General features: G+C 70.9%; 9 protein-coding genes. 5 read left to right on the forward strand and 4 right to left on the reverse strand.

Annotated features, from left to right (window positions below; translation table 11 throughout):
- Position 1 precedes the first annotated feature (1 nt).
- The 3 genes from ACMX37_RS12020 to ACMX37_RS12030 all read right to left on the reverse strand — a co-directional run bounded on the left by ACMX37_RS12020 (position 2) and on the right by ACMX37_RS12030 (position 12901).
- Positions 2-9934 (reverse strand): beta strand repeat-containing protein, encoded by a 9933-nt coding sequence (locus ACMX37_RS12020; RefSeq protein WP_483146149.1) that lies wholly within the window; start codon positions 9932-9934, stop codon positions 2-4.
- 1 nt (position 9935) lies between these two features.
- A complete protein-coding gene (locus ACMX37_RS12025; protein ID WP_483146150.1) occupies positions 9936-11714 on the reverse strand; it encodes a ShlB/FhaC/HecB family hemolysin secretion/activation protein in 1779 nt (592 codons plus the stop codon).
- A gap of 329 nt (positions 11715-12043) precedes the next feature.
- Entirely contained in the window at positions 12044-12901 is an 858-nt protein-coding gene (locus ACMX37_RS12030) for a hypothetical protein (RefSeq protein ID WP_483146151.1), read from the reverse strand.
- Between the two features lie 169 nt (positions 12902-13070).
- Between ACMX37_RS12030 and ACMX37_RS12035 the strand changes: the two genes are divergently transcribed.
- The 4 genes from ACMX37_RS12035 (at position 13071) to ACMX37_RS12050 (ending at position 19770) form a co-directional block, all read left to right on the forward strand.
- Positions 13071-13727 (forward strand): DUF1826 domain-containing protein, encoded by a 657-nt coding sequence (locus ACMX37_RS12035; RefSeq protein WP_483146152.1) that lies wholly within the window; start codon positions 13071-13073, stop codon positions 13725-13727.
- A gap of 60 nt (positions 13728-13787) precedes the next feature.
- Positions 13788-15920 (forward strand): S46 family peptidase, encoded by a 2133-nt coding sequence (locus ACMX37_RS12040; RefSeq protein ID WP_483146153.1) that lies wholly within the window; start codon positions 13788-13790, stop codon positions 15918-15920.
- Between the two features lie 92 nt (positions 15921-16012).
- Positions 16013-17008: a glucokinase gene (locus ACMX37_RS12045; protein ID WP_483148407.1), complete on the forward strand. Its 996-nt coding sequence runs from the start codon at positions 16013-16015 to the stop codon at positions 17006-17008.
- The gene (locus ACMX37_RS12050; RefSeq protein WP_483146154.1) at positions 17005-19770 is read left to right on the forward strand and encodes a phosphoenolpyruvate carboxylase; all 2766 of its coding nucleotides are present in this window, start codon (positions 17005-17007) and stop codon (positions 19768-19770) included. Before ACMX37_RS12045 ends, ACMX37_RS12050 begins: the two co-directional genes overlap by 4 nt.
- Positions 19771-19815: 45 nt before the next feature.
- Here the strand turns inward: ACMX37_RS12050 and ACMX37_RS12055 are convergent, their stop codons facing one another.
- The gene (locus ACMX37_RS12055; RefSeq protein ID WP_483146155.1) at positions 19816-20838 is read right to left on the reverse strand and encodes a LacI family DNA-binding transcriptional regulator; all 1023 of its coding nucleotides are present in this window, start codon (positions 20836-20838) and stop codon (positions 19816-19818) included.
- A gap of 152 nt (positions 20839-20990) precedes the next feature.
- Here ACMX37_RS12055 and ACMX37_RS12060 point away from each other — a divergent pair, with 152 nt between their 5' ends.
- Positions 20991-22280 (forward strand): sugar MFS transporter, encoded by a 1290-nt coding sequence (locus ACMX37_RS12060; RefSeq protein WP_483146156.1) that lies wholly within the window; start codon positions 20991-20993, stop codon positions 22278-22280.
- Positions 22281-22418: the final 138 nt, after the last annotated feature.

Below are 22418 nucleotides of genomic sequence, written 5' to 3' on the forward strand. Positions count from 1 at the left end.
GTCACTTCTCCCCGCCGGCAGGGCGCGGCGCGCTGCCGCCCGCATAGAGCGAGGCATCCCCCCCGCTGGAGACCGGATCGTCGAGCAGCGGGTCTTCCGAGATCAGCGGCGCATCGGGCTGTTCGGGGAAGTCCATGCCGAAGCGTTCCTCCTCTTCCGCCTCGCTCGCGGTCACCGGGTCGGAGCCTGCGGCGATGGAATCGATCACGGTCGGGTTGGAGAGTTCGGGCGGCGCCGGCGGCGGCTTGATCGTGAACTCGCCCTGCCCGAAGGTGATCGCGTAGTTCGACCCTGCGGTGAGAGTGCCCTGCCGGATCGCGTAGCCGCCGAGCCCTTCGCCCGGATCGCGCGCCAGCGCGCCGGTCAGCTGGTCGCCGTTGACGAGGCCGTCTCCGCCGAGAGCGAAGGTCAGGGCCGGATCGGGCTGGCCGAACAGCTTGGACTGGTTGGCCGCGGTGATCGTCAGCGGACGCGGCGTGATCGTCAGCTGGCCGGCGACGAAGGTCAGCACGTAATTCGCGCTCGCCGCCAGCGTGCCCTGGGTGATCGGGACGATGCCGACACCCGTCGTCGCTCCGGCCGACGTCACCAGAGCGCCCACCAGCTGGTCGCCGTTGGCGAGGCCGTCGCCGCCGACGGTGAAGGTCAGCGCCGGATTGGCGTTGCCATAGACCCGCGACAGGTTGTTCGCCGTCACGGTGATCGGGCGCGGGGTGATGGTGAGCACGCCGGGTGCGAAGGTGAACTGGTAGCCCTGCTCGCTCAGCAGCGATCCCAGCGCGGCGGTGATCGCGAAGGTCCCGATATTCGAGGTCACCGTGGCGGAGGTGCCGAACTGCGGCGTGCCGGAGATGTTCGCGATCCCGTCGCCGGGCAGGAACCCTGTGAAGCTCGCCGTGAACGCCGGATTGGCATTGCCATAGACGCGCGTGGCGTTGTTGGCGGTGACGGTGAGCACCGGCGCGAAGCGGAAGGCGGCGAAGTTGCCCCCGGGGTTGAGCACGTCGTAGGCCGCCGCGTCCGCGACGTTGTAGCGCCGGGCGTAGTTGGCGAAGCTGCCGATCTGCGATCCGGTCGGGGTGGCGGCGAAGATGCCGTAATGCCCGCCGCCCGTCAGCACGAGCCCCGCATCACCCGCGAGATTGACGACCTCGCCGGAGAGCGAGGCGAGGTCGATCGCCCGGCCGGTGCCCGACGCGGTGAGCACGCCGCCGGCCAGGACGCGGATGTCGCTGCCGGGGCTGGTGCCCTGGTTGCGCACGTCGATCCGGCCCGCGGAGATCCCGGCGAGCTGGATCGCTCCGCTGGTCCGCTGCGGATCGCCCCCGCCGTCGAGCAGGCGCATCGTGACCGTGCCGGTGCCCGCGTCGATACGGCCGCTCTGCGTCATGGTGATGACCGAGGCGCCGGGCTGGGCCAGCGCCTGCCCGCCGCCGTGGTTGGCGGTCAGCGTGATGGGGCCGTTGCGCGAAGCGATGTTGCCGTTCACCACGATCGAGCGTCCCGCCAGGAGGCTGATCGACTGCCCGCCGAGTCCGCCGGTCGTGCTGCCGTCGCCCCTGATCTCGATCGATTTCCCGGCGTCGAGCTGGATCGCCGTGGTGCTCCCGGAGGCCACGGTTCCGCCGATGACACCGCCCGACCCGCTCCTGATGAGGAGATTGTCGATGGTGTAGGCGAACAGGTTGTCGGCGACGTTCAGATTGCCGCCCGCCGCCACCAGTTCCGAGGAGGAGACATCGCCGGCTACGCCGTCGCCGTTCGCCCGGGCCGTGAGGCTGCCGAGATTGACGTTGCCGCCGTCGACGCTGACCGAGAACCGGCCCGCGATGTTGGCCAGGCCGCCCGGCGTGCCGCCGGTGGCATCGGCCTCCATCCGCAGCTGTGCGGCATTGACGGTCGGCGTCCCGCCGCTGGCGAGGCTCAGGGCCGCGAGGCCGCCCTGCGCCGTGCCGCCCGCCGAGGTCACCCCGTTGCCCGCGATCTCGATCCGCGACGCGGCGAGCGTGCTGCTGCCCGCAAGCGCGATGAGCGCCTCGCCGCCGGTGGCCGTCCCGCCCGTCTGCCCGGTGCCGCCTGCTGCGGTGGCGCTCGCGGCGAGGAAAATCTCGCCAGCGTTGAGCGAACCGCCCACCAGGTTCAGGATCGCGCGGTCGCTCGTGGCATTGCCGACGATGCCGCCGAGACCGCCGGTTGCGCGCGAGAACACCCTGAGCGTGCCCGGCTGGCCGGTCGCGCTCGCGCCGATAGCTAGCGTGCTGCCGGCGAGGGTCAGGTCCGCCGCGCCCGCGCTGGCCGATCCGCCCTGGCCATCTGCCCCGCCCGCGCCGCCTCTCGCGTCGGACTGGACGATGACCTCGCCGGCCAGCGACAGGTTCGAACCCGAAAAGATGACGCTGACGAGCCCCGCGCTCGCCGCGCCGCCGATGCCGGTCGCGGCGCTGGCGGCGCCGCCCTGCGCGAGCGGTTCGAGGCGGATGGTGCCGCCGTTGATCTGCGTGTTGGCGAGGGTGAGGGTGACGTCCGGTGCCGAGGCGCTGCCGCCCGCCACCACGCCCTGGCCGCCAGCGGTGACGCCGCCCATGAAGATCCCGCCTGCGCCACTGGCATTGGGCGTGACGTTGATCGTGGCGCCGGTCGCGATGAAGCGCAGGCCGCCGTTCGGCCCGTTGCCCACGGCATTGCCGCCGCGCTGGCCGTTGCCGCCGGTCGACTGGTCGACCACGGATAGCTCGCCGGTGATGTTGAGCGTGGCGTTGGTGACCTCGATCAGCCCCGTGCCCCCGGTCGCGTTGCCGCCGTCGCCCGTGCCCGAGCCGTTGCCGCCCTGCCCGCCCGAGACCCCGCCGATCAGGTTGAGATTGGCGACGCCGCCGTTGATGACGCGCACCAGCCGCTCGCCGCCGAACCCGGCGCCGCCCGCGATGTTGCGGGAAGGATCGAGCGAGGAGCCGCCCAGACCGAAGGCGGAGAGCACGGTCTCGCCCATGCTCAGCGTGCCGCCGTCGACCACCAGCCGCGCATTCCCGCCCGCGCCGGTGCCGCCCGCGCCGCCCTCGACCGAGGAGCCGCCGCCATAGCCGCGCGCGAACAGGCGGTTGAAGCCGATCGTGCCCGGGTCGTTGAAGGGCTGGGCCGGAAGGGCGACCGTGCCGCCGCCCTGTGCGGTGACCTGGATGGTCCCGCCGGTGCCGGTGCCGCCGATGCCATTGCCGCCGGTGGTGTTGCCGCCGCGTCCGATCGCGGCGAGGATCGCGGCCTCGTTGAGGGGCGTGCCCACGCCGCCGGGCGTGTTGCGCAGCACGACGAGCTGGCTGCCCGCACCGCTGGCGAGCAGGTTCGCGGTGCCGCCCGTGCCGTTCCCGCCCTGGTTCGCGGTGGCACCCTCGCCGCTTGCGGTGACCTGGAGCGAGCCGAAGCGCGACAGGCTGCCGTTGCGCGCGACCGCCTCGGCAAGGCCGCCGAAGCCCGATCCGCCGGTCGGCGCCACGCCGCCCGCGCCATTGGCAAAGATGCGGGTGTTGCCGGCGATGGTGCCGTTGCCCGCGCCGGTGCCGAGCGTGCCGACCCGCGCCGTGCCGCCGATGCCGTTGCCGCCGATGCCGACCGTGGCCGCGTCGCCGAACCCGCTCGCCTCGACCAGCACATCGCCGGTGATGGTGGTCTGCATCGAGGAGAAATCGAGGAAGGCTTCGCCGCCGCGCCCGTTGCCGCCGTTGCCTATGCCGTTGCTGTCCTCGCCGAACCCGTTGGCGATCACCTGCAACTGCCCGAGCGAGAGGGTGCCGTTGAGGCTGCCGAAGACGCCCGCAAAGCCGCCCCTACCATCGCCGCCGGTGGCGCCGCGTCCGCCGAAGCCCGATGCCGCGATCTCGACCGTGCTGGCGCTGACATTGCCCGCCCGGACCGTCAGCACCGAAGTGCCTGCGGTGCCGTTGCCGCCGTCGCCGTTCTGGGCCGCCAGACTGGCGATCCCGCCATTGCCGGCAAAGGCGTCGGTCTGGGCCAGCAGCCGGTTGAACTGCGCCGAACCGAGGCCCACCGCGCCGGTCCCTCCCAGAAGCGCAAGCCCCGCCTGCGCGAGGCCGCCGAACGCATCACCGCCGCGACCGCCCGCCGTGCCCGGGCCGCCATTGCCGCCGCGCCCGCCTGCCGCCGTGCCGACCGCGACCGCCTCGCCGCCGATAATGATCGTCCCGTTGTCGCCGCCTGCGAGGATGAAGGCTCCGCTGCCGAAGGCCGGATCGGCCTGGTTGGCGACATTGCCCTGTCCGCCGCCGAACCCGTCGCCACCGCGCCCGCCCGCGGTAACTGCATCCCCGTTGCCGCCATTGCCGCCCACGCCCTGCGCGAAGGCGATGGCATCGCCGGTGATCGAAAGCCGCGCGGTCTGGGTCTGGTTGCCGTCGGCCTGGAAGAAGGAATTGCCGCCGCGACCGAGCCCGCCCGTGCCGCCGACGCCGTAGGTGGCGCTGCCGCCGACGCCCTCGGACCCCGCGAAGGCCCGGCCGTTGATGGCGATTTCACCGAGGATCGCGTTCGCTCCGGCGATCCCGCCGAAGGCGTTGCCGCCTGTGCGGCCATTGCCGCCCACCGCAAGGGAGTCGGCATTGAGCCTGCCCAGCCGGATCGTCCCGCCGCCGAACGTGGTCGTCGAAGCCCGACCGCCCAGCGCCACCCCGCCGGTGCCGCCCGCATTCTCACCGCCCTGCGCCCGGGCGTCGAGCGTGAGGAAGCCGGTCACGTCAATCGTGCCCGCGGCCTCGACATTGGCGACCGCCACCCCGGCATCGGCCAGCGATCCCGCCCCGGCATTGTTCGAACTGCCGCCGCGCGCGCCGGCGTTGGCCGTGGCATTGCCGTTGATCGTCAGAGATCCGCCGCTTGCCAGCACGAGCATCAGGGCATTGCCGCCGAAGGCGTTGGAGGCGCTCGAGGGGCTGGTCAGCGAACCGCGCGATCCGGTCGCGCTGGCATCGAGGGTGATGTTGCCGTTGAGAGTGACGTTGCCGCCCTGCAGGGCCCTCAGCTGGGCATTGCCGCCGCGCGCCGCAGCCCCGGTCACGACGTCGCTGAAGGCCGCGCCCACCCCGCGCGCCGTAACCTGGACATCGCCGGTGATGGTGAGATTGCCGCCGCTCGCACTGACGAGGGCCTGACCGCCCAAGGTCGTGCCGGCAATGCCGCCGGTGGCGTTGGCGCCGGTGATGGCATCGGCAGATGCGGTGATCTGGGCGATGTTGAGAGTTGCGGCACTGCCGGTCAGCGCCTCGATCGCGGCCCTCCCGCCGGCCGCACTGCCGGCCTGCGAGGTTTCGGCAAGGCCAGTGACCTGCAACTGCCCCGCCGTCACCTGCGTGAGGCCGGCAAGGTTGAGCAGCGCCTCGCCGCCCGATGCGGCCCCGGCAAGCTGGTCGGACGCGGCGGTGTTGGCCAGCGCCCGGGCGTCGATATCGATCGCACTCGCCGTCAGAGTGGCCGCGTCGAGACGGAGGAGCGCACGCCCCCCGGTGGCGTTGCCGGTCTGCCCGGCGGTGCCGCCATTGGCCTGCGCCCGCACCCGCAGGATGCCCGGATTGCCCTGCTGGTCGGCGACGATGTTGGCCGTCGTGCCGACGAGGCTGATGTCCGCCGTGCCCCCCGTCGCCGTTCCGCCCGTGCCCGCCGTGCCGCCGACCCCGCCGCGCGCATCGGCCGAGAAGATCACCTCGCCCGCAAGATTGAGCGTCGAATTGGTGAAGGTCGCGGAGAGCGTCGCGCCGTTCGCGTTGCCGCCGGTGCCGGTCGCCGCCACGGCATTGCCACCGGTCGCGGTCTGGGTGAAGTCGAGCCGTCCCCCGCCGATCTGCGTTCCGGTGATGGTGGCGGTGACTGTCCCGCCCACCGCGTTTCCGCCGGCGATGACGCCCTGACCGCCCTGCATCGCGTTGCTGAGCGTGAGCACCCCCGGCCCCGACGCGCCCGGCGCGAGATTGATCTGTGCGTTGGTGGCGTTGAGGAAGATCGTCCCGCCGCTCGCATTCCCGCCGCGCTGGCCATTGCCGCCTGCGGACTGGTTGAAGAGGATGAAGTTGCCTGCAAGGTTGGCGGTGGAGTCGATGATTTCCATCAGCACCGATCCGGCCAGGGCATCGCCGCCGTTGCCGGTGCCAGAACCATTGCCGCCCTGACCGCCCGCGCCGCCGCCATTGCCCTCCATCGACAGCGTGCCGCCGTTGATCACGCGGATCCTCCGGGTGCCGCCGGTCGCATTCCCGCCGGTGATGTCGCGGGTGGCATCGGCCGAGTTTCCGGCTTGGGCGAAGGCCGAAAGGGTCGCGGTGCCCGCGACCATCGTCCCGCCGTCGACGGTGATCGCCGCCGTGCCGCCGAACGCGGCGCCGCCCGTGCCACCTTGCGCCGAGGAATTGCCGCCGAAGCCGCGGGCGAAGTAGGAGGTCGGCGTGCCGACCGGCAGGGTGAGCGTGCCGCCCTGCGCGGCGATCAGGTCGAGTGTCCCGCCGCGCCCGAGGCCGCCGATCCCGTCGCCGCCGACGGTCACCGCCCCGAGGCCGTTGGCATTGGCGAGCGTCAGCCCGCCGAACGCGTTGCCGAAGCCGCCCGGCACGTTGTTCTGGATGGTCAACCGGCTGCCCGTGCCGCCGGCATTGAGCCGGACGGTGCCACCGATGCCGTCGCCGCCCTCGTGGATCTGCGACACGCCGCCGCGTCCGACCGCATGGACCTGCGCGGACCCGAGCGTGATCACGCCGCCGCCCAGCGCATCGACATAGGCGAGGCCGCCGGTGCCCGTGCCGCCCGCGAAGGCGCCGGCAGTGGCGCCGCCGTCGCCGTTGGCGAAGACCTGGGCATGGCCGGTGATCGTCACCGTGCCGCCATTGGCCGGCGTGACCGTGGCGATCAGGGCCTGTCCGCCGGTGCCGTTGCCGCCCGCGCCAAGCTCGGCTGCGCCGCCGGTTGCGGTGGCATCGATCAGCGCATTGCCGTTGACGGTGACGGTGATCCCGTCGCCCTCGATCGCGGCGCGGCCGCCGAAGCCGTTGCCGCCTGCGCCGCCGAGAACCGCCGCCCCGCCGACGCCGCCGGCAAGGATGTTGAGCCCGCTCGCCGTCAGGGTGCCGCCCAGCGAGCCCAGCACCGAGGCCGTGCCGCCGGTGCCCGAGCCGGCTCCCACGCCGTCGCCGCCCGTGCCGACCGCGCGCAGCTCGATCTGGCTCGCGGTCACGTCACCCGCGCGCACGGTCAACAGCGCGCTGCCGCCCGTCCCGTTACCCCCCAGGCCGGTGGGGAAGTCGTTGAGCGAGAAACCGCCCGAACCGCCGAACCCGTCGGCTTCCGCGCGCAGGTTGGCAAAGCGCGCGATGCCCTGGCCGAGCGAGCCGTTCTGGCCCAGCAGGGCGAGCCCGACCTGCGCCAGCCCGCCGAACCCGTTGCCGCCCAGCCCGCCCGCGAGCACGCTCGTGCCGTCGCCGCCACGCCCGCCGAAACCGGTCGCCGCAGCGTGCGCATCGCCGCCGACCTCGATCGTCCCGTTGTCGCCCCCCGCGAGAATGAAGGCGCCGCTGTTGCGGTTCGGATCGGCCTGGTTGGGCACGGTGAACTGCCCGCCGATCCCGTCCCCGCCGCGTCCGGCCGGCGTGCCGAGCACGGCGTCGGTGGCACCGCCTGCGCCCCCCGTCCCGTTGGCGAAGGCCGCAGCATTGCCGGTGATGGTGACGCGCGCGGCCTCGGTGAGGGTGCCGTCGGCCTGGAAGAAGGCGTTGCCCCCCCGCCCCAGCCCGCCATTGCCCCCGAACCCGAAATTCGCCGCCCCGCCGAATGCCTCGGCATTGGCCAGAGCCGAACCGTTGATGTCGATCGTGCCGACAAAGGCATTCGCGCCGGCGATGCCGCCGAAGCCGTCGCCGCCGCTTGTCCCGTTCCCGGCCTCCGCCCGCGCGGTCGCAGCGAAATTACCGTTGACGGTGACCGAGGCGCCGGTGCCGGCGACCAGCAGGCGCGAGGCCCCTCCGCGCGCCTGCCCGCCCTGCCCGTTGCCGTTGTTGCCGCCGAAAGCATTGGCCGACAGTTCGAGATTGCTGCCGAACACCACCGTGCTCGGCCCCTCGATCGACACGGTCGCCTCGCCCGCGTCGGCAAGCGCGCCGCCGCCGACCGCGTTGGCGGCGCCCGCGAAGGCATTGGCGTCCAGCAGCGTTGTGCCGCCGACATTGATCGTGCCTCCGCCGACGAAGGCGCGGATTGTCGCATTGCCGCCGAAGCTGTTGGAGACAGTCGAGGGGTTGGCAAGGTCGCTCTGCGCGGCAACGGCCGCTGCCGTGACCAGCAGGTTTTGGCCGATCGTGACCTGCCCGCCCAGCGACGCGAACAGCCGCGCCAGCCCGCCGCGGGCGTCGGCGCCGGTCAGGATGCCGCCGACATTGGTGCCGAAAGCCCGCGCGCTGATGGTCGTCTCGCCGGCGATGTTGATCGTGCCGCCGGTGGCCGCGACCTCCGCCTGCCCCGCCAGCGCCCGCCCGGCGACCCGAAACACGGCATTTGCCCCGGCCTGCGCATCGGCGGTGACGAGAACCCGGTTATTGAGCGTAACGGTCCCGCCGGTAAGCGCCTCGATCCGCGATATGCCGGCCTCGGCGTCGATCGCGTTGGGGCCCTGCACGATCGAACCGACGAGGCCATAGGCCCGCGTATCGACCAGCGTCTCGCCCGTGACGGTCATGTTTCGGCCGTTGGCGGCGATAAGCTCCGCTCGCTCGCGGGAGACGAGCTGGAGATTGCCCGCCACCGAACTCGCCGCCCCGATCGCGGCGGCCCGCACCGAATGGGTGCCGATCGCCAGCAGCCGACTGGAGGCGGTGAAGTCACGGACATCGATGTCGGCGCGCACGTTGGTCAGCGCCGCGTTGCCGGCGAAGGTCGCGTTGGCGCCGTCGGCGATGGAGCCGCCGTTCACCGTCCGGCCGGACACGTTGTAATTGGCCGAGAGGATGATCTCGCCATTGACCACGCCCGCACTCTGTGCCGGATCGAAGCCGAGATTACCGCTGAACAGCATCCTGATCGGGTCCGCCGAGGCGCGCGCCACGGCGTAGATCATGTGGTTGTCGTTGACGTTGCCGGTGCTCGAGGGCCCGCCCACCGTGCCGTCGAGCGTCACCACCTCGCCCGCCGCTGCCGTACCGACCGGCACCGAGATGTCGAACAGCCCATTCGAGAAGGTGAGATTGACCACCTCGCCCGCGACATAGGCATGGCTGCCGTTGATCCGCGCGATGCCGCGCATCTCGACGTCGGCGGCGACCACAGCGAAGAAGGCATTCTCCGGCGTCGCGGTGATCTGTGCACCTGCGGCGATCGAGATCCGCGCGGTCGACCCTTGCGCGCCGGTGAGGGTGAGGTTGGCGCCCTGCTCGGCGAAGTCCTGGAAGCCGGTGTCGGTGGCATCGAGCGTCGTCAGCAGCAGGCTGCCGACATCGAATGTGGCGGTGCCGCCGATCAGCAAGCCGGTGGGCGAATAGAAGGCGATGGTGCCGCCGGGGGTCGGCCCGGCCGCGGTGGTGATCCGGCCGATAACCGCGCCGTCGATCACGGCGATATTGCCGTTGGTGCTGGGCAGGATGCGGTTGAGGACCGCCATCTGGGGCCCCTGCGGGTTCAAGAAGGTCGCCGTTGCCCCGGCGCGCAGGAAGTCCAGCGCATTGCCGAACTGGTCTTCGTTCGGCGTCCAGTCGATCACGACCGTCGGGCTGCGGACCTCGATGACGGTATCGGTCGGACTGGTGTTCTCGATCGAGGCATTGCCGAGGACCACGGCCGGTTCCGCCAGGATACCCTGCGCCGCCGCGGGTGCAGGCCCGAGCAGCAGACCGAGCGCGAGCGCCGCGCTCCCGCAGCCGACCAGCAGGCGCGAACGCTTGAGTGCAGCGTGGCTCATGTCAGAATCTCCAGGGCAGCAGACGGGCAGTCAACGAAAACAGGAAGCGCAAATCGCCCTTGGTGGGCGCGAGATCGGGGCGTTCGAGCGGGACGGCGACCATGAAGTCGCCCTGCAGCCCCGGCCCCCACGCCACCCTGAGCCCGCCGCCGGCAGACCACAGCCTGTCGGGGTTGGTCGGCTTGCGGCTGGGATCCTCGTTCCAGACGAAGGCGACGTCGCTGAAGACGTAAGGCTGGAAGGCCCAGCCGTTCATGTCGGCAGGCGCGAGCGAGCCATAGCGGATCTCGAAGGAGGACAGCACGCCCGAATCCCCCAGCACCGCGCCCGGATCATAGCCGCGCCCGATCGAGAAATTGCCGGCAGCGATTTCCTCGAAGGCGGGCAGCGGGTCGCCGGTGATCTGCGCCTGCGTGTCGAGCGCGAAGGTCAGCAGCGGGTCGGGCCGGTACTCGATCCCCGTGTTGAGCCGCAGCAGCAGGGGCGTGGGATCGGCCTCGATCCGGCTCGGCGGGGTGGCTCCGCCGAACAGGCACCCGAGCAGGTTGGGCCGGCAATCGGGACTCGCGTCGATCACGTCGAAGCCCTGTCGCACCTCGATCCCGTAATCGAGCCGGAACTTCGGCTCGTAGGGCGAATAGCCCCCGGCGCGCAGCACCGAACCACGGTCGGTGACATCGCCCGAGAGCCGGGCATAGGCCATCCGCACCCGGTCGCGCGTGAGGCCGAAGCCGTTGAGCGAGACGTCCTGGTCGATGTAGTCGAACCCTGCTGCGGCCCACACGCTGGTGCGCCGGGTGCGCATCAGCGGGTAGCTGGCATTGATGCTGGCGAACCAGGTCTCCGAATCCACCGAGATCCCGGCGAGGCCGACCGACGGATTGACCGAACTCCAGGTCACCTGTCCGCCCAGCCGCAGCCCTTCGCTCCCGACGCGAAAATCGTGCGCGAGTTGCACCGTCTGCTGTTCGGCGAAATCGAGCGTGCTGAACAGGGCGACCGAAGTGCGGTCTCCGAGGCCGGTGAGATCGTAAAGCTCGCCGCGCAGCACCCCGCCATAGCGGCCGATCGCCCGCGAACCGAGGTTCTGGAGGTTGAGATCGAGCATCCCGCGCCGCCGGATCACCGCGATTTCGCCAACCAGATCACCCGGCGCGCCGCCGGCCGCCGGGCGCAGCGAGAGGCGCACGTCCATGCCCGGCAGGTCGTCGGCGAGCAGAAGGTAGCGTTCGGCCTCCTCGATGTTGAAGACGTCGGCGGCGGTGAGCTTCTCGAGGTAGCCCGCCACCACGCGCTCCGAGGGGCCGGCATCGCCGCGCACCCGGACCGAGGTCAGGCGCCCGAACACCACGTTGAAATCGGGGATACCGTCGGCAAGGCTCTGCTCGGGGATCTCGACCGTCGCGAGATATCCTTTCCCGCGCAGCAGGGCATTGGCCTCGGCGCGGATGTCGCACAGCACCGAGACCGGCAGCTCGCGCCCGACATATCCGGCATAGGCCTCTTCGAGCGAAAGGCCCGGAACCCGGTCGAGCCCGGCGAAGGCGGCGCCTTGGACGGTGAAGCGGATGTCCGCGAAGTCGGGCCGGTCGAGGGCGCAGGGCGCGCGTTCGAAATCGCCGTCGACCGTCAGCGTGACGTTGCGCTCGGGCGCGCGCTGGTCGGGCGGGACAAGGTCGCTGCGGTTGGGCGGCGTGATCGGCAGCGCCTGGGCGAGCACCGGGGCTGGCACCAGGGCAAGGACGGCGGCTCCGGCACCGGCGAGGAGCAGGCCTTGCAAGCTGCGCCGGGAGCGCGCCCCGCGCCAACGAGGCTGCACGTCAGGCAGGCTGATGAGTGCGTCCGGCAAATTTCCCCCCCACGAAAGGCTTCTCCGCCGCGCTGCGACTCACCGGCCGCTGGCGCTGCGTTGCTCAATACTCCGGCCGTACTGCGACACGCTCCCACCACGTTCGCGGACGACCGACGACCCCTCGTACCTGCAAGACTACTCGGGCTTGCAGCAAACACAAGCACGCAGCACGCCGCGTTCCGCAGTCGCGCGCAGATTGTCGCGTTTGGACAACTTGCAAAGGTTTGCAGCGGACCGGCAAGCCCGCTGTTTGGCGATCAGTTCGCCGCGGCGAGCATCACCTTGGCCGAGGCCCCCGAAAGAGCGCCCGGTTCGGCCGGGAGCTTGGCCGGACGCGCGGCGCCGGGATAGGCCTGCTTGAGCAGCGCGAGGGCCTCCGTGATGCGGGCATGGGCGGCGGGATTCTCGGCCTTGATCGCGGCGCTGTCGGCGGCAAAGGCGCTCGCGGCGACGGTGGCGAAGCCGTAGCCGTCGAGGTAGGGTTCGTAGGCATCGTTCTTCGGCAACTGGCGATACATCGCGCTCGCCCGCTCGATCATGTCCGCAACGACCGCGGTCGAGACCTTGGCGGCGCTGGCGTCCGACTTCGGCGCCTTGGCCTCGGCCGCCCTGAGCGCGGCGATGATCGCGTCATAGGCCTTGTTCACCTCGGCGACGGGCTTGCCCGCCAGCGCGGCATCGGAGGCGGCGGTGAACAGCGGCTTCACGTCGGCGACGCCGAGGGCGGTGAAGGCCGGGTCCATGTCGAGCAGCACCTCGCTCACGGGGTGGGCGAACATCTCGGCGGACGCGTCCTTCTTGCCCGCGGCATAGGCGTCGCGCGCGGCGACCACATGGGCTTCGGCCACGGCGAGCGCGATGCCGTAGGCGACCGGGTCCTTGGCGGCATCGGCGGTGGCAACACCGCCCTCGCCCTCGCCGCCCGCGCCGACCGCAGCTTCGCCTTCGCCGCCCGCGCCGCCTTCGCCCTCCCCGGCGACCGCCGCACTCTCGCCCCCGGCCTCGCCCGTGGCGCCCGCCTCGCCCCCGGCTTCGCCGCCGCAGGCTGCGAGCAGCCCGCCGGCAAGCGCCGTGCCGAGGCCGAGCTGGGTCCAGAGTTTGAGCGTGGTGTTCATGGCCGGGGGTGTCCTTGGTTCGCGGAAAGTCTGTCGGCGAGCCTCATGGCCGAGATGATAATCACTCGCAAGAGGCTTTTGCCGGGCGGGGCTTGCCTCCGGCGAACCCAGCGGATAGTTGGATGTTACAACGTATCACCTATTCTTCTGCCCGGGGTCGCAACCACTTATGGCCACACTGCTCGACAACTCTGCCCGCTCTGCCGACAGCCCTGCCATCCTCGCCGCGATCCGCGATCCCGATTGCAACCTGGCGATCTGGCAGCGGCGCGCCTTTGCCGATTTCGCCCCGCTGACCGGCGGCACCCCCAACGACCTGCGCTTCACGAGCGATCCCGCCGGCCTGCCCGCCACCCTTGCCGGCGCGCTGGCGGCCAACGGCTTTGCCGGCGATGCCGCGCTGCACCGCGCGCTGGTCGAGGATGCCGCCCAGCTCGCCCGCCTGTTCTGCGACGCGTTGGGGCTCGCCACCTTCGAGCTGCGGCTCGAGGTCGTGCGCACCGATTCCTGCCGCAAGTTCCACGCCGACTACGTCACCGCCCGCCTGATCACCACCTATTTCGGCGAGGGCACGCACTGGCTCGACGAGGCCGATGCCGGCCGCGTCGCCGCCGGGGGCGAGCCGCAGCGCATCCACCGGCTCGCCCCCTTCGATGTCGGCCTGTTCAAGGGCAAGCTCTCCGCAGAGCGCCCCGCGATCCACCGCTCCCCGCCGATCGCCGGGACCGACGGCGGCGCGCGGCTGCTGCTGGTGCTCAATCCGGCCAGCCGGTCGTTCGTCGAAAGCCGGCAATCGCCCCTTCCGCCGCCCGTCCATCTGCCCTAACAGGCGGGCCATTCGCCCCGCAAAGGGGCGGCAATCCATGCGAGAGAGGTAAGTCCACCGATGAAGAAGTTCCTGCTGGCCGGGGCCTCGGCCCTGATGCTGTCCGCGCCCGCCGCCCTGCACGCCGACGAGGGCATGTGGCTGCCGAGCCAGACCGGCGCGATCGCCGAGGACATGAAGGCCGCCGGCCTCGAACTCGACGCCAGGACCCTTGGCGATCTCCAGCGTCCGCCGCTGACCGCGATCGCCTCGCTCGGGGGCTGCTCGGCCGCCTTCCTCTCGCCGCAGGGCCTTGTGGCAACCAATCACCACTGCGTCGCCGGTTCGCTCCAGTACAATTCCTCGCCCGAAAACGACTACCTCACCAACGGCTTCCTCGCGAAGACGCTGGGCGACGAACTCCCCGCCGCGCCCGGCAGCCGGGTCTACGTGATCGAGGACCTTCGCAACGTTACCGCCGACGTGCTCAAGGGCGCCGAGAAGCTCGAGGGCCGCGCGCGCTATGACCGCCTCCAGGCGAACCGCACCGCGCTGATCGAGGCCTGCGAGAAGCAGGCCAACCGCCGCTGCGACGTGCGCGCCTATTTCGGCGGGGCGCAGTACTGGCTCCAGCAGCAGCTCGAGATCCAGGACGTCCGCCTCGTCTATGCCCCGGCCGGCGGGGTCGGCAATTTCGGCGGCGAGAAGGACAACTGGATGTGGCCGCGCCACACCGGCGACTTCTCGTTCTACCGCGCCTATGTCGCCCCCGACGGCTCGTCGGCGGCGTTCAGCAAGGACAACGTGCCCTTCAAGCCCAAGGCGTGGCTGCCGATCGCCAAGGAAGGCGTCAAGGAAGGCGACTTCGTGATGGTCGCCGGCTTCCCCGGCACCACCGAACGCCTGCGCAGCGCCGAGGAAGCGCGCTTCTACTACGAGGAACTCTACCCCTACCAGCAGCGGATGCTGGCCGAATATGGCGACCGCATCGACGAGCTGACCGAGGGCGATCAGGCCGCCACCATCGCCTATGCCGCGACGCTTCAGGGCGTCGAGAACTACGAGAAGAAGATCGCCGGGCAGATGGCGGGCGCCGAGGCGATCTCGCTGGTGGCCAAGAAGCAGGCCGAGGAGGACGCCTTCCGCGCCTGGATCAAGGCCGATCCCAAGCGCCAGGCGCAGTATGGCGCGGCGCTGGCCGAGCTCGACAAGCTGATCGCCGAGGGCAATGCCGCCGCCCTCGCCGATGCCAAGCGCGGGATGCTCGGTCGCGGCCAGCTCTACGGCGCGGCGCGCCAGCTCTACCGCTGGGCAAACGAGCAGGCCAAGCCCGACAAGGACCGCGAACCCGGCTATCAGGCCCGCGACAAGGCCTTCATGACGCAGGCCATGCAGCGCATCGAGCGCCGCTACGTGCAGGCCATCGACCAGCAGCTGTGGGCCGACGGCATCGCCGAATACCGCACCCTGCCGGCCGAAGACCGCAACAAGAGCTTCGATGCCTTCATGGAAGGTCGCGACCTCGCCTCGCTCTATGCCACGACCGAGCTCGGCACCACCGCCAAGCGGCTCGAATGGATGAACAAGACCCCGGCCGACTTCAAGGCGTCCAGCGATCCCTTCATCCAGCTCGCGGTGGCCACCTATGACGAGGCTATGAAGGGCGAGGCCGAGGACAAGGCGCGTTCGGGCCATGTCCAGAAGGCCCGTTCCAAGGTGATGGAAGCGCGCCTCGCCTATGCGGCATCGCAGGGCAAGACCATGTACCCCGACGCCAACGGCTCGCTGCGCTTCACCTATGGCAAGGTCACCGGCAAGGCGGTCGACGGGCAGATCTGGACGCCCTTCACCACCGCCGAGGGCATCGTCGCCAAGCACACCGGTCGCGGCGAATTCGATGCGCCGGACAAGATGATCGAACTGATCAAGGCGAAGGACTACGGCCAGTATGTCGCGCCTGCGCTGGGCACGCTGCCGGTCGATTACCTCTCCACCGTGGACATCACCAACGGCAACTCGGGCTCCTCGACGCTCAACGCCAGGGGCGAGTTCGTGGGCCTCGCCTTCGACGGGACGATCGAGGGCGTGGTGTCGGACTGGATGTATGATCCCAAGATCAACCGCACGATCCACGTCGACAGCCGCTTCATGCTGTGGACCATGGACAAGGTCGACGGCGCCGAACACCTGCTGAAGGAAATGGGCGTCAAGTAAGGCGGCCGATTTGAATAAGTATGCGGCGCGTGGGATTCCCGCGCGCCGCCTGCTACACCCGCGCCGCTCAGGAACGGCAAGGGGAGAAGATGATGCGCGATCTGGTGGTGGTCGATATCGGCGGAACCCACGCGCGCTTCGCGATCGCCAGCATCGGTGAAGGCGGCGCGATCAGCCTCGACGAGCCCGAGACGCTCCACACCGCCGACCACGCCAGCTTCCAGACCGCGTGGGAAGCCTTCCGCGCGCGCAAGGGCGGCAGTCTGCCGGATGCGGTGAGCATGGCGATAGCGGGGCCGGTCGGCACCCCCGGCAACCTCAATCCGGTAATCCGCTTCACCAACAATCCGTGGATCATCCGCCCGGCGCTGATCCCGGAGAAGCTGGGCACCCCGCACTACACCCTCGTCAACGATTTCGCCGCGGTCGCCCACGCCGTGGCGCGGGCCGAGGACAGCCAGTTCCTGCACCTTGCCGGACCGGACGCACCGCTCGGCCGCGAGGGCACGATCAGCGTGATCGGCCCGGGCACCGGACTCGGGGTGGCGCATCTCTACCGCTCGGGCACCCATTACCGCGTGCAGGCGACCGAGGGTGGGCATATCGACTTCGCCCCGCTCGATTCCATCGAGGACGCGATCCTCGCCCGCCTGCGCCGCCGCCACAACCGCGTCTCGGTCGAGCGCGTGGTGGCCGGCCCCGGGATTGTCGACATCTACCAGGCGCTAGCCGCGCTCGAACACCGCACCGAGCCCGAGCGCGACGCGATCGAGATCTGGAACCTCGGCACCAGCGGCGAGGACAGCCTCGCGGCGGCGGCAGTGGACCGCTTTTGCCTCTCGTTGGGATCGGTCGCGGGGGACCTTGCGCTGGCGCAGGGCGGCTTTGCGGGCGTGGTGATCGCCGGCGGGCTCGGCTACCGCATCCGCGACACGCTGCTCAATTCGGGCTTCGCCGCGCGCTTCAAGGCCAAGGGCCGGTTCGAGAGCCTGATGGCGAACATCCCCGTCAAGCTGATCGTCCACCCGCAACCCGGCCTGTTCGGCGCGGCCGCCGCCTTCGCCTCCGAGCACGGGGCGGGCGCGTGAAGACGGTCGCGGCGCTCGAGGCGCGGCTCGGCGAGCTGCACCAGCGCACGCGGGAAACGCCGCTGTTCAACCCGGTGTTCCAGCTCTCGCTCGATCTGTCGCGGGCGCTGGAGGCGAGCGAAACCAGTCTCGACGATGTCGCCGCGCTGGTGGCCGAACTCGAATGCGACGGGCTGAAGGCGCGCGCGCGCCGGCTGCGCGCCCTGCTTGCTCCGCCCGCAGCGCCGGTGCCGCAAGCCGGCGAGGACGAGGACTTCGCCGCCTTCGCCGCGCGCTGGGAACGCCCGCAGCTTCACGCCGTCTTCACCGCCCATCCGACCTTCCTGCTCGCGCCCGCGCAGAGCGAGGCGGTCGCGCAGGCCGCCTCCGCGCCCGGTGAGGTCGACGACACCGCCTGCGCCGTGCCTGCCGCGCGGGAGCCGGTGACGCTGATCCACGAGCACCGCGCGGCGATGGCCGCGATGGCAAGGGCGCAGGACGCGCGCGACGTGATCGTCACCCGGCTGCTCGAGGAAGCCCGCAACCGCTGGCCGCAGGACTGGCGCGGGCTGAGGCCCCTGCCCTTCCGCTTCGCGAGCTGGGTCGGCTACGACATGGACGGGCGCACCGACATCGGCTGGCACACCTCGATCGCCTTCCGCCTGGCCGAGAAGGCCGAGCGGCTGGCGCGCTACACCGCCAGCCTCGAGGCGCTCGACCCGGCCCACCCGCTGCTTGCGACCCTGCGCCCCGCCGCCGCCTTCGCCGCCGCGCGGGCCGGGGATTTCGCGGGCGATCTCTCCGGGGCCGAGGCTCTCGCCGCCGCCGCCAACCGCCTGACCACGCCGAACGCGGACAACCTCCTCACCCTCGCGCCGCTGATTGCCGCGCTGGAGGACGAGGCGCAAACCGCCGCTCCGGAGCGCGCGGTCCGCCTTCTCACCCTTGCCGCGGCGATGCGCGCCGACGGGCTAGGCATGGGCTGGATCCACTTCCGCGTGAACGCCAAGCAGCTCCACAACGCCATCCGCCGCCGGCTGGGGGAGGACGAGGAAGGCATTGATCTCGCCAGCAAGGGCGCGCTGATGACCCTGCGACGACTGGTCGATGAAGCGACAACGCTGCGCACCAATTTCGCCGCGCTCGCCACCGAAAGCTCGACCGCGATCCGCCAGTTCCTCGCCATGGCGCAGATCCTCAAGCACATCGATGCCGACGCGCCGATCCGGATGCTGGTGGCCGAGTGCGAACAGCCCGCCACCGTCCTTGCCGCGCTCTATTTCGCCAAGCTGTTCGGCGTGGCGGACAAGGTCGATGTCTCCCCCCTGTTCGAGACCGAGCGCGCGCTGGAGCACGGCGGGCGGTTCCTCGATGCGCTGCTGGCCGAGCCGGCCTACCGCGACTATGCGCGGGGCCGCGGGCGGGTGGCGGTGCAGACCGGTTTCTCGGATGCGGGCCGCTTCGTCGGCCAGATCCCGGCGAGCCTCGCGATCGAGCGCCTCCAGGGCCGCCTTGCCGAGGCGATGGCGGCGAACGGCCTAGGCGACATCGCCGCGCTGGTCTTCAACACCCACGGCGAGAGCATGGGCCGCGGCGCGCATCCCGCCAGCTTCGCCGACCGGCTCGAATGGCCGCTGTCGCCCTGGGCGCGGCGGCGGTTCGCGCGCGCCGGGATCCGGCTGGAACCCGAGGTGAGCTTCCAGGGCGGCGACGGCTACCTGTTCTTCGCCACGCCCGAACTGGCGCTTGCCACCCTCACCCGCATCGCCGAACTGCGCCCGGCAGAGGCCGATCTCGCCGCGCCCGCCGACCCCTTCTACCACCGCACCGACCTCAGCCTCGACTTCTACCGCGCGATCAAGGAGCATCAGGGCGATCACCTCGCCAGCCGCACCTATGCCCGGGCGGTCACGGCCTTCGGGCTGGGCCTCCTGAACCCCACCGGCAGCCGCGTCTCGCGCCGCCAGAGCGACATCAATGCCGACCGCGAGATGAGCTTGCGCCAGATCCGCGCCATCCCGCACAACGCGATCCTCCAGCAGCTCGGCTACCCCGTCAACGTCATCGCCGGGATCGGCAGCGCGGCCGAGGGCACCCGCGAGGAAATCGCCGCCCTGCTGACGGAATCCGCGCGCGGGCGGCAGATCATGCGGCTGGTGCGCGCGGCCAATGCGCTCGCCAGCATCAAGACCGTGGCGGCCTATGGCGAGCTGTTCAATTCGGCCTACTGGGCGAGCCGCACCTATCGCGGGACGGAGGACCACATCGCTGGCCCCTGCGCCGCGCTGGCGGAGTATCTCGTGGGCGACGACCGCACGGGGGTGTTCCGCCGCCTCGCCTCGCGCCTCAGGATCGACGCGATCAAGCTGCACCGCCTGACCGATCTCCTGCCGGACGAGGCCCCCGACGAGACGCGCGAGCATGTCCGCCGCCGCATCGGCGTGCTCCAGGCGCTGCGGCTCGCGCTGCTCCAGCACATGTTCCTGAAGGCCGTCGCGGTTCCCGCCTTCAGCCGCGCCAACGACATCAGCCGCCGCGACGTGATCGAGATGGTGATGACCTTGCGGGTCGACGAGGCCCTCGCCCAGCTCCGCCGCGCCTTCCCCGTCCGGGTGCCCGGCCCGCGCGACTTCCCGCTCGACGAGCCTTCCGACTACCCCGACGGCGGCGAGGAAGGCTACGGTGCGATCGAGCGCGACTTCATGACGCCCATCGCCAGGGCGCAGGAATTGAGCCTGCGGATCAGCACCGCCATCGCCAACGAATTCGGCGCGCACGGTTGATTTGCGGGGCTCCTGACGGGGCCCGCGCGTCAGCGCGATCGCACATCAAGAACGCGCCGTGCTTCCGCGCACGATCAGCTTCACCGGCACGCGGCGGCGCGCTGCCGCGCCTTCGTCCAGCACCGCCTCGACCAGCGCCGCGCCGGCCTCGGCCGGGTCGGGGGCGATGGTGGTGAGCGGTGGGCGGCTGAAGCGGCCCGCGACCAGATCGTCGAAGCCGATCACCCCGACCTCGCCCGGCACCGCGATGTCGGCGGCGGCGAAGGCTTCTAGAGCGCCCAGCGCCATCGCGTCGCAGGCGGCGAAGACGGCATCGACGCCCTCCCCCCGCTCGATCAGACGCCGCGCGGCGCGGCGGCCTTCCTCCTCGCGGGTGGCGGCGTTGACGGTCGGCGCGAGGCACGGCTCCAGCCCTGCGGCGCGCATCCCCTCGGCATAGCCTTCGTAGCGTTCGGTGAACTGCACCTGCGGCGTATTGAGCGCGCCGAGGAAGCAGGGGCGCCGGTAGCCTGCGGCCAGCAGATGCTCGACCGCCAGCCGCCCGGCGGCGCGGTTGTCGGAGCGCACCCAGTCGAGCTCGTCGAAAGGCGAGCCCCAATAGGCGACCCGCCGCCCTTCGCTCTCCAGCCCGCGGAAATGCTCCCATGCCGCCTGGTTGGTGGTGGTGCCGATCACCACCAGCCCATCGGCGCGGCCCTGTTCCTGGTAGTGGCCGAAGAAGTCGTCGGGCCGCGCCTGGAAGCTCACCAGCGTCTCGAACCCGCGTTCCGACGCCGCGACGCACACGCTTCCCAGCAGCGCATAGGCGAAGGGATTGATGGAGGAGGCGCTGTCGCCCTCGCGGCAGATCACCACGACCGCGAGCGTGCCGGTGGAGCCGCGCCGCAGCCGCGCGGCGCGCTCGTCGACGAAATAGCCGAGCGCCTCGGCCGCCTCGATCACCTTGCGCCGCGTCGCCTCGGCGATCGCGGGGGAGCCGGACAGGGCACGGCTGACGGTCGGCTGGCTGACACCCGCCCGCTCCGCCACATCGAAGGATGTCGGCCGTCTCTTCGGTCCCCCGCTCATGGGATTTTTCTCTAGGGCCTGATGTTATCCCCGCGCAAGGCTGGGATGCATTCCTATTCGCACTGGAATTGCGCCCCAAGCTCTTGCAAGTTGACACGGGTGCGCGGATTGTGAACGTTCGCAACCAGACAGCGCCTTGGGAGAGAGCAGCAATGGCATTGGCACCGAGCGGGAGCGCGGCGGGGGGATTCGGCGAGAGCGCAGGCGATGCGCCGCAGGTCGATGCGCCGGGATTGAACTACTTCGTCTTCGCGCTGTTCTTCATCTTCGGCGGGATCACCTCGCTGAATGACGTCATCATCCCGAAGCTCAAGGAGCTGTTCACGCTCAACTTCTTCGAGGCGAGCCTGGTGCAGTTCTGGTTCTTCATCGCCTATGCCCTCGTCGGCATCCCGGGCGCGCGGCTGGTCAAGAAGCTGGGCTACATGCGCGGCGCGGTGGCGGGGCTGGTGACGATGATGGCAGGGTGCCTGCTGTTCATCCCGGCGAGCCAGACCGCGCTCTTCCCGATGTTCCTGTTCGCCTATTTCATCCTCGCGACCGGGGTGGTGCTGGTGCAGATCGTCGCCAACCCGCTGATCAGCCTGCTGGGACCGGAGCGCACGACGCACAGCCGGCTGACCTTCGCGCAGGCCTTCAATTCGCTGGGGACGACGATCTTCCCTTACGTGGGCGCGATCCTGATCCTCGGCAGCCTCGCCACGGTCACCGCCGCCGAGCTTTCGGGCGAGGCGCTCGCCGCCTACCGCACCGCCGAGAGCCAGGCGATCGTCAACGGCTATCTCGGCCTTGCCGTCGCGCTGGCGGTGGTGGCGGGCGTGGTCTGGCTGTTCCGCGACCGGCTGAAGGGCGAGAAGCACGAGCAGACCAGCCTTGCCGACGGCCTCGCCCTGCTGAAGCGCCCGCGCTTCGGCTACGGGGCGGCCTGCATCTTCCTCTACGTCGGCGCGGAAGTCGCGATCGGCAGCTTCATCGTCAACTACCTGATGCAGGCCGAGGTGCTGAACCTGCCCGAACAGGACGCGGGCAAGCTGATCTCACTCTACTGGGGCGGGGCGCTGGTGGGCCGCTTCATCGGCTCGGGCCTGCTGCGCATGGTCAGCCCCGGGCTGCTGCTGGCGACGGTGGCGGCGGGGGCGATCACGCTGATCGCGATCTCGGCGAACTCGACCGGCGTTGTCGCGGGCTACTCGCTGCTCGCGGTCGGCCTGATGAACGCGATCATGTTCCCGACGATCTTCTCCCTCGCCTGCGAGAAGCTGGGGCCGCGCGCGGCGGACGGATCGGGGATCATCAACGTTGCCATCGCGGGCGGCGCGATCATCCCGCCGCTCTACGGCGCCCTCGCCGACGCCACCAGCCTCGCCTTCGCGCTGGTGCTGCCGGCGGCCTGCTACGCGATCATCGCGGGCTTCGGGATCTTCGCGCGTCGGCCTGCCTGATCTTCAGCCACCTTCGGTGGCGCAGACCCCCCGCCCCGCCTCCCCGCCCGGCCACCATAACATAGTGGTACTATTGGTGGCCGGGCGGGGAGGCGGGGCGGGCGGTCTGCATCGCGCGTCGGCGCGATCTGAGTTGAA

It is taken from the genome of Porphyrobacter sp. THAI-01a (assembly GCF_056868655.1).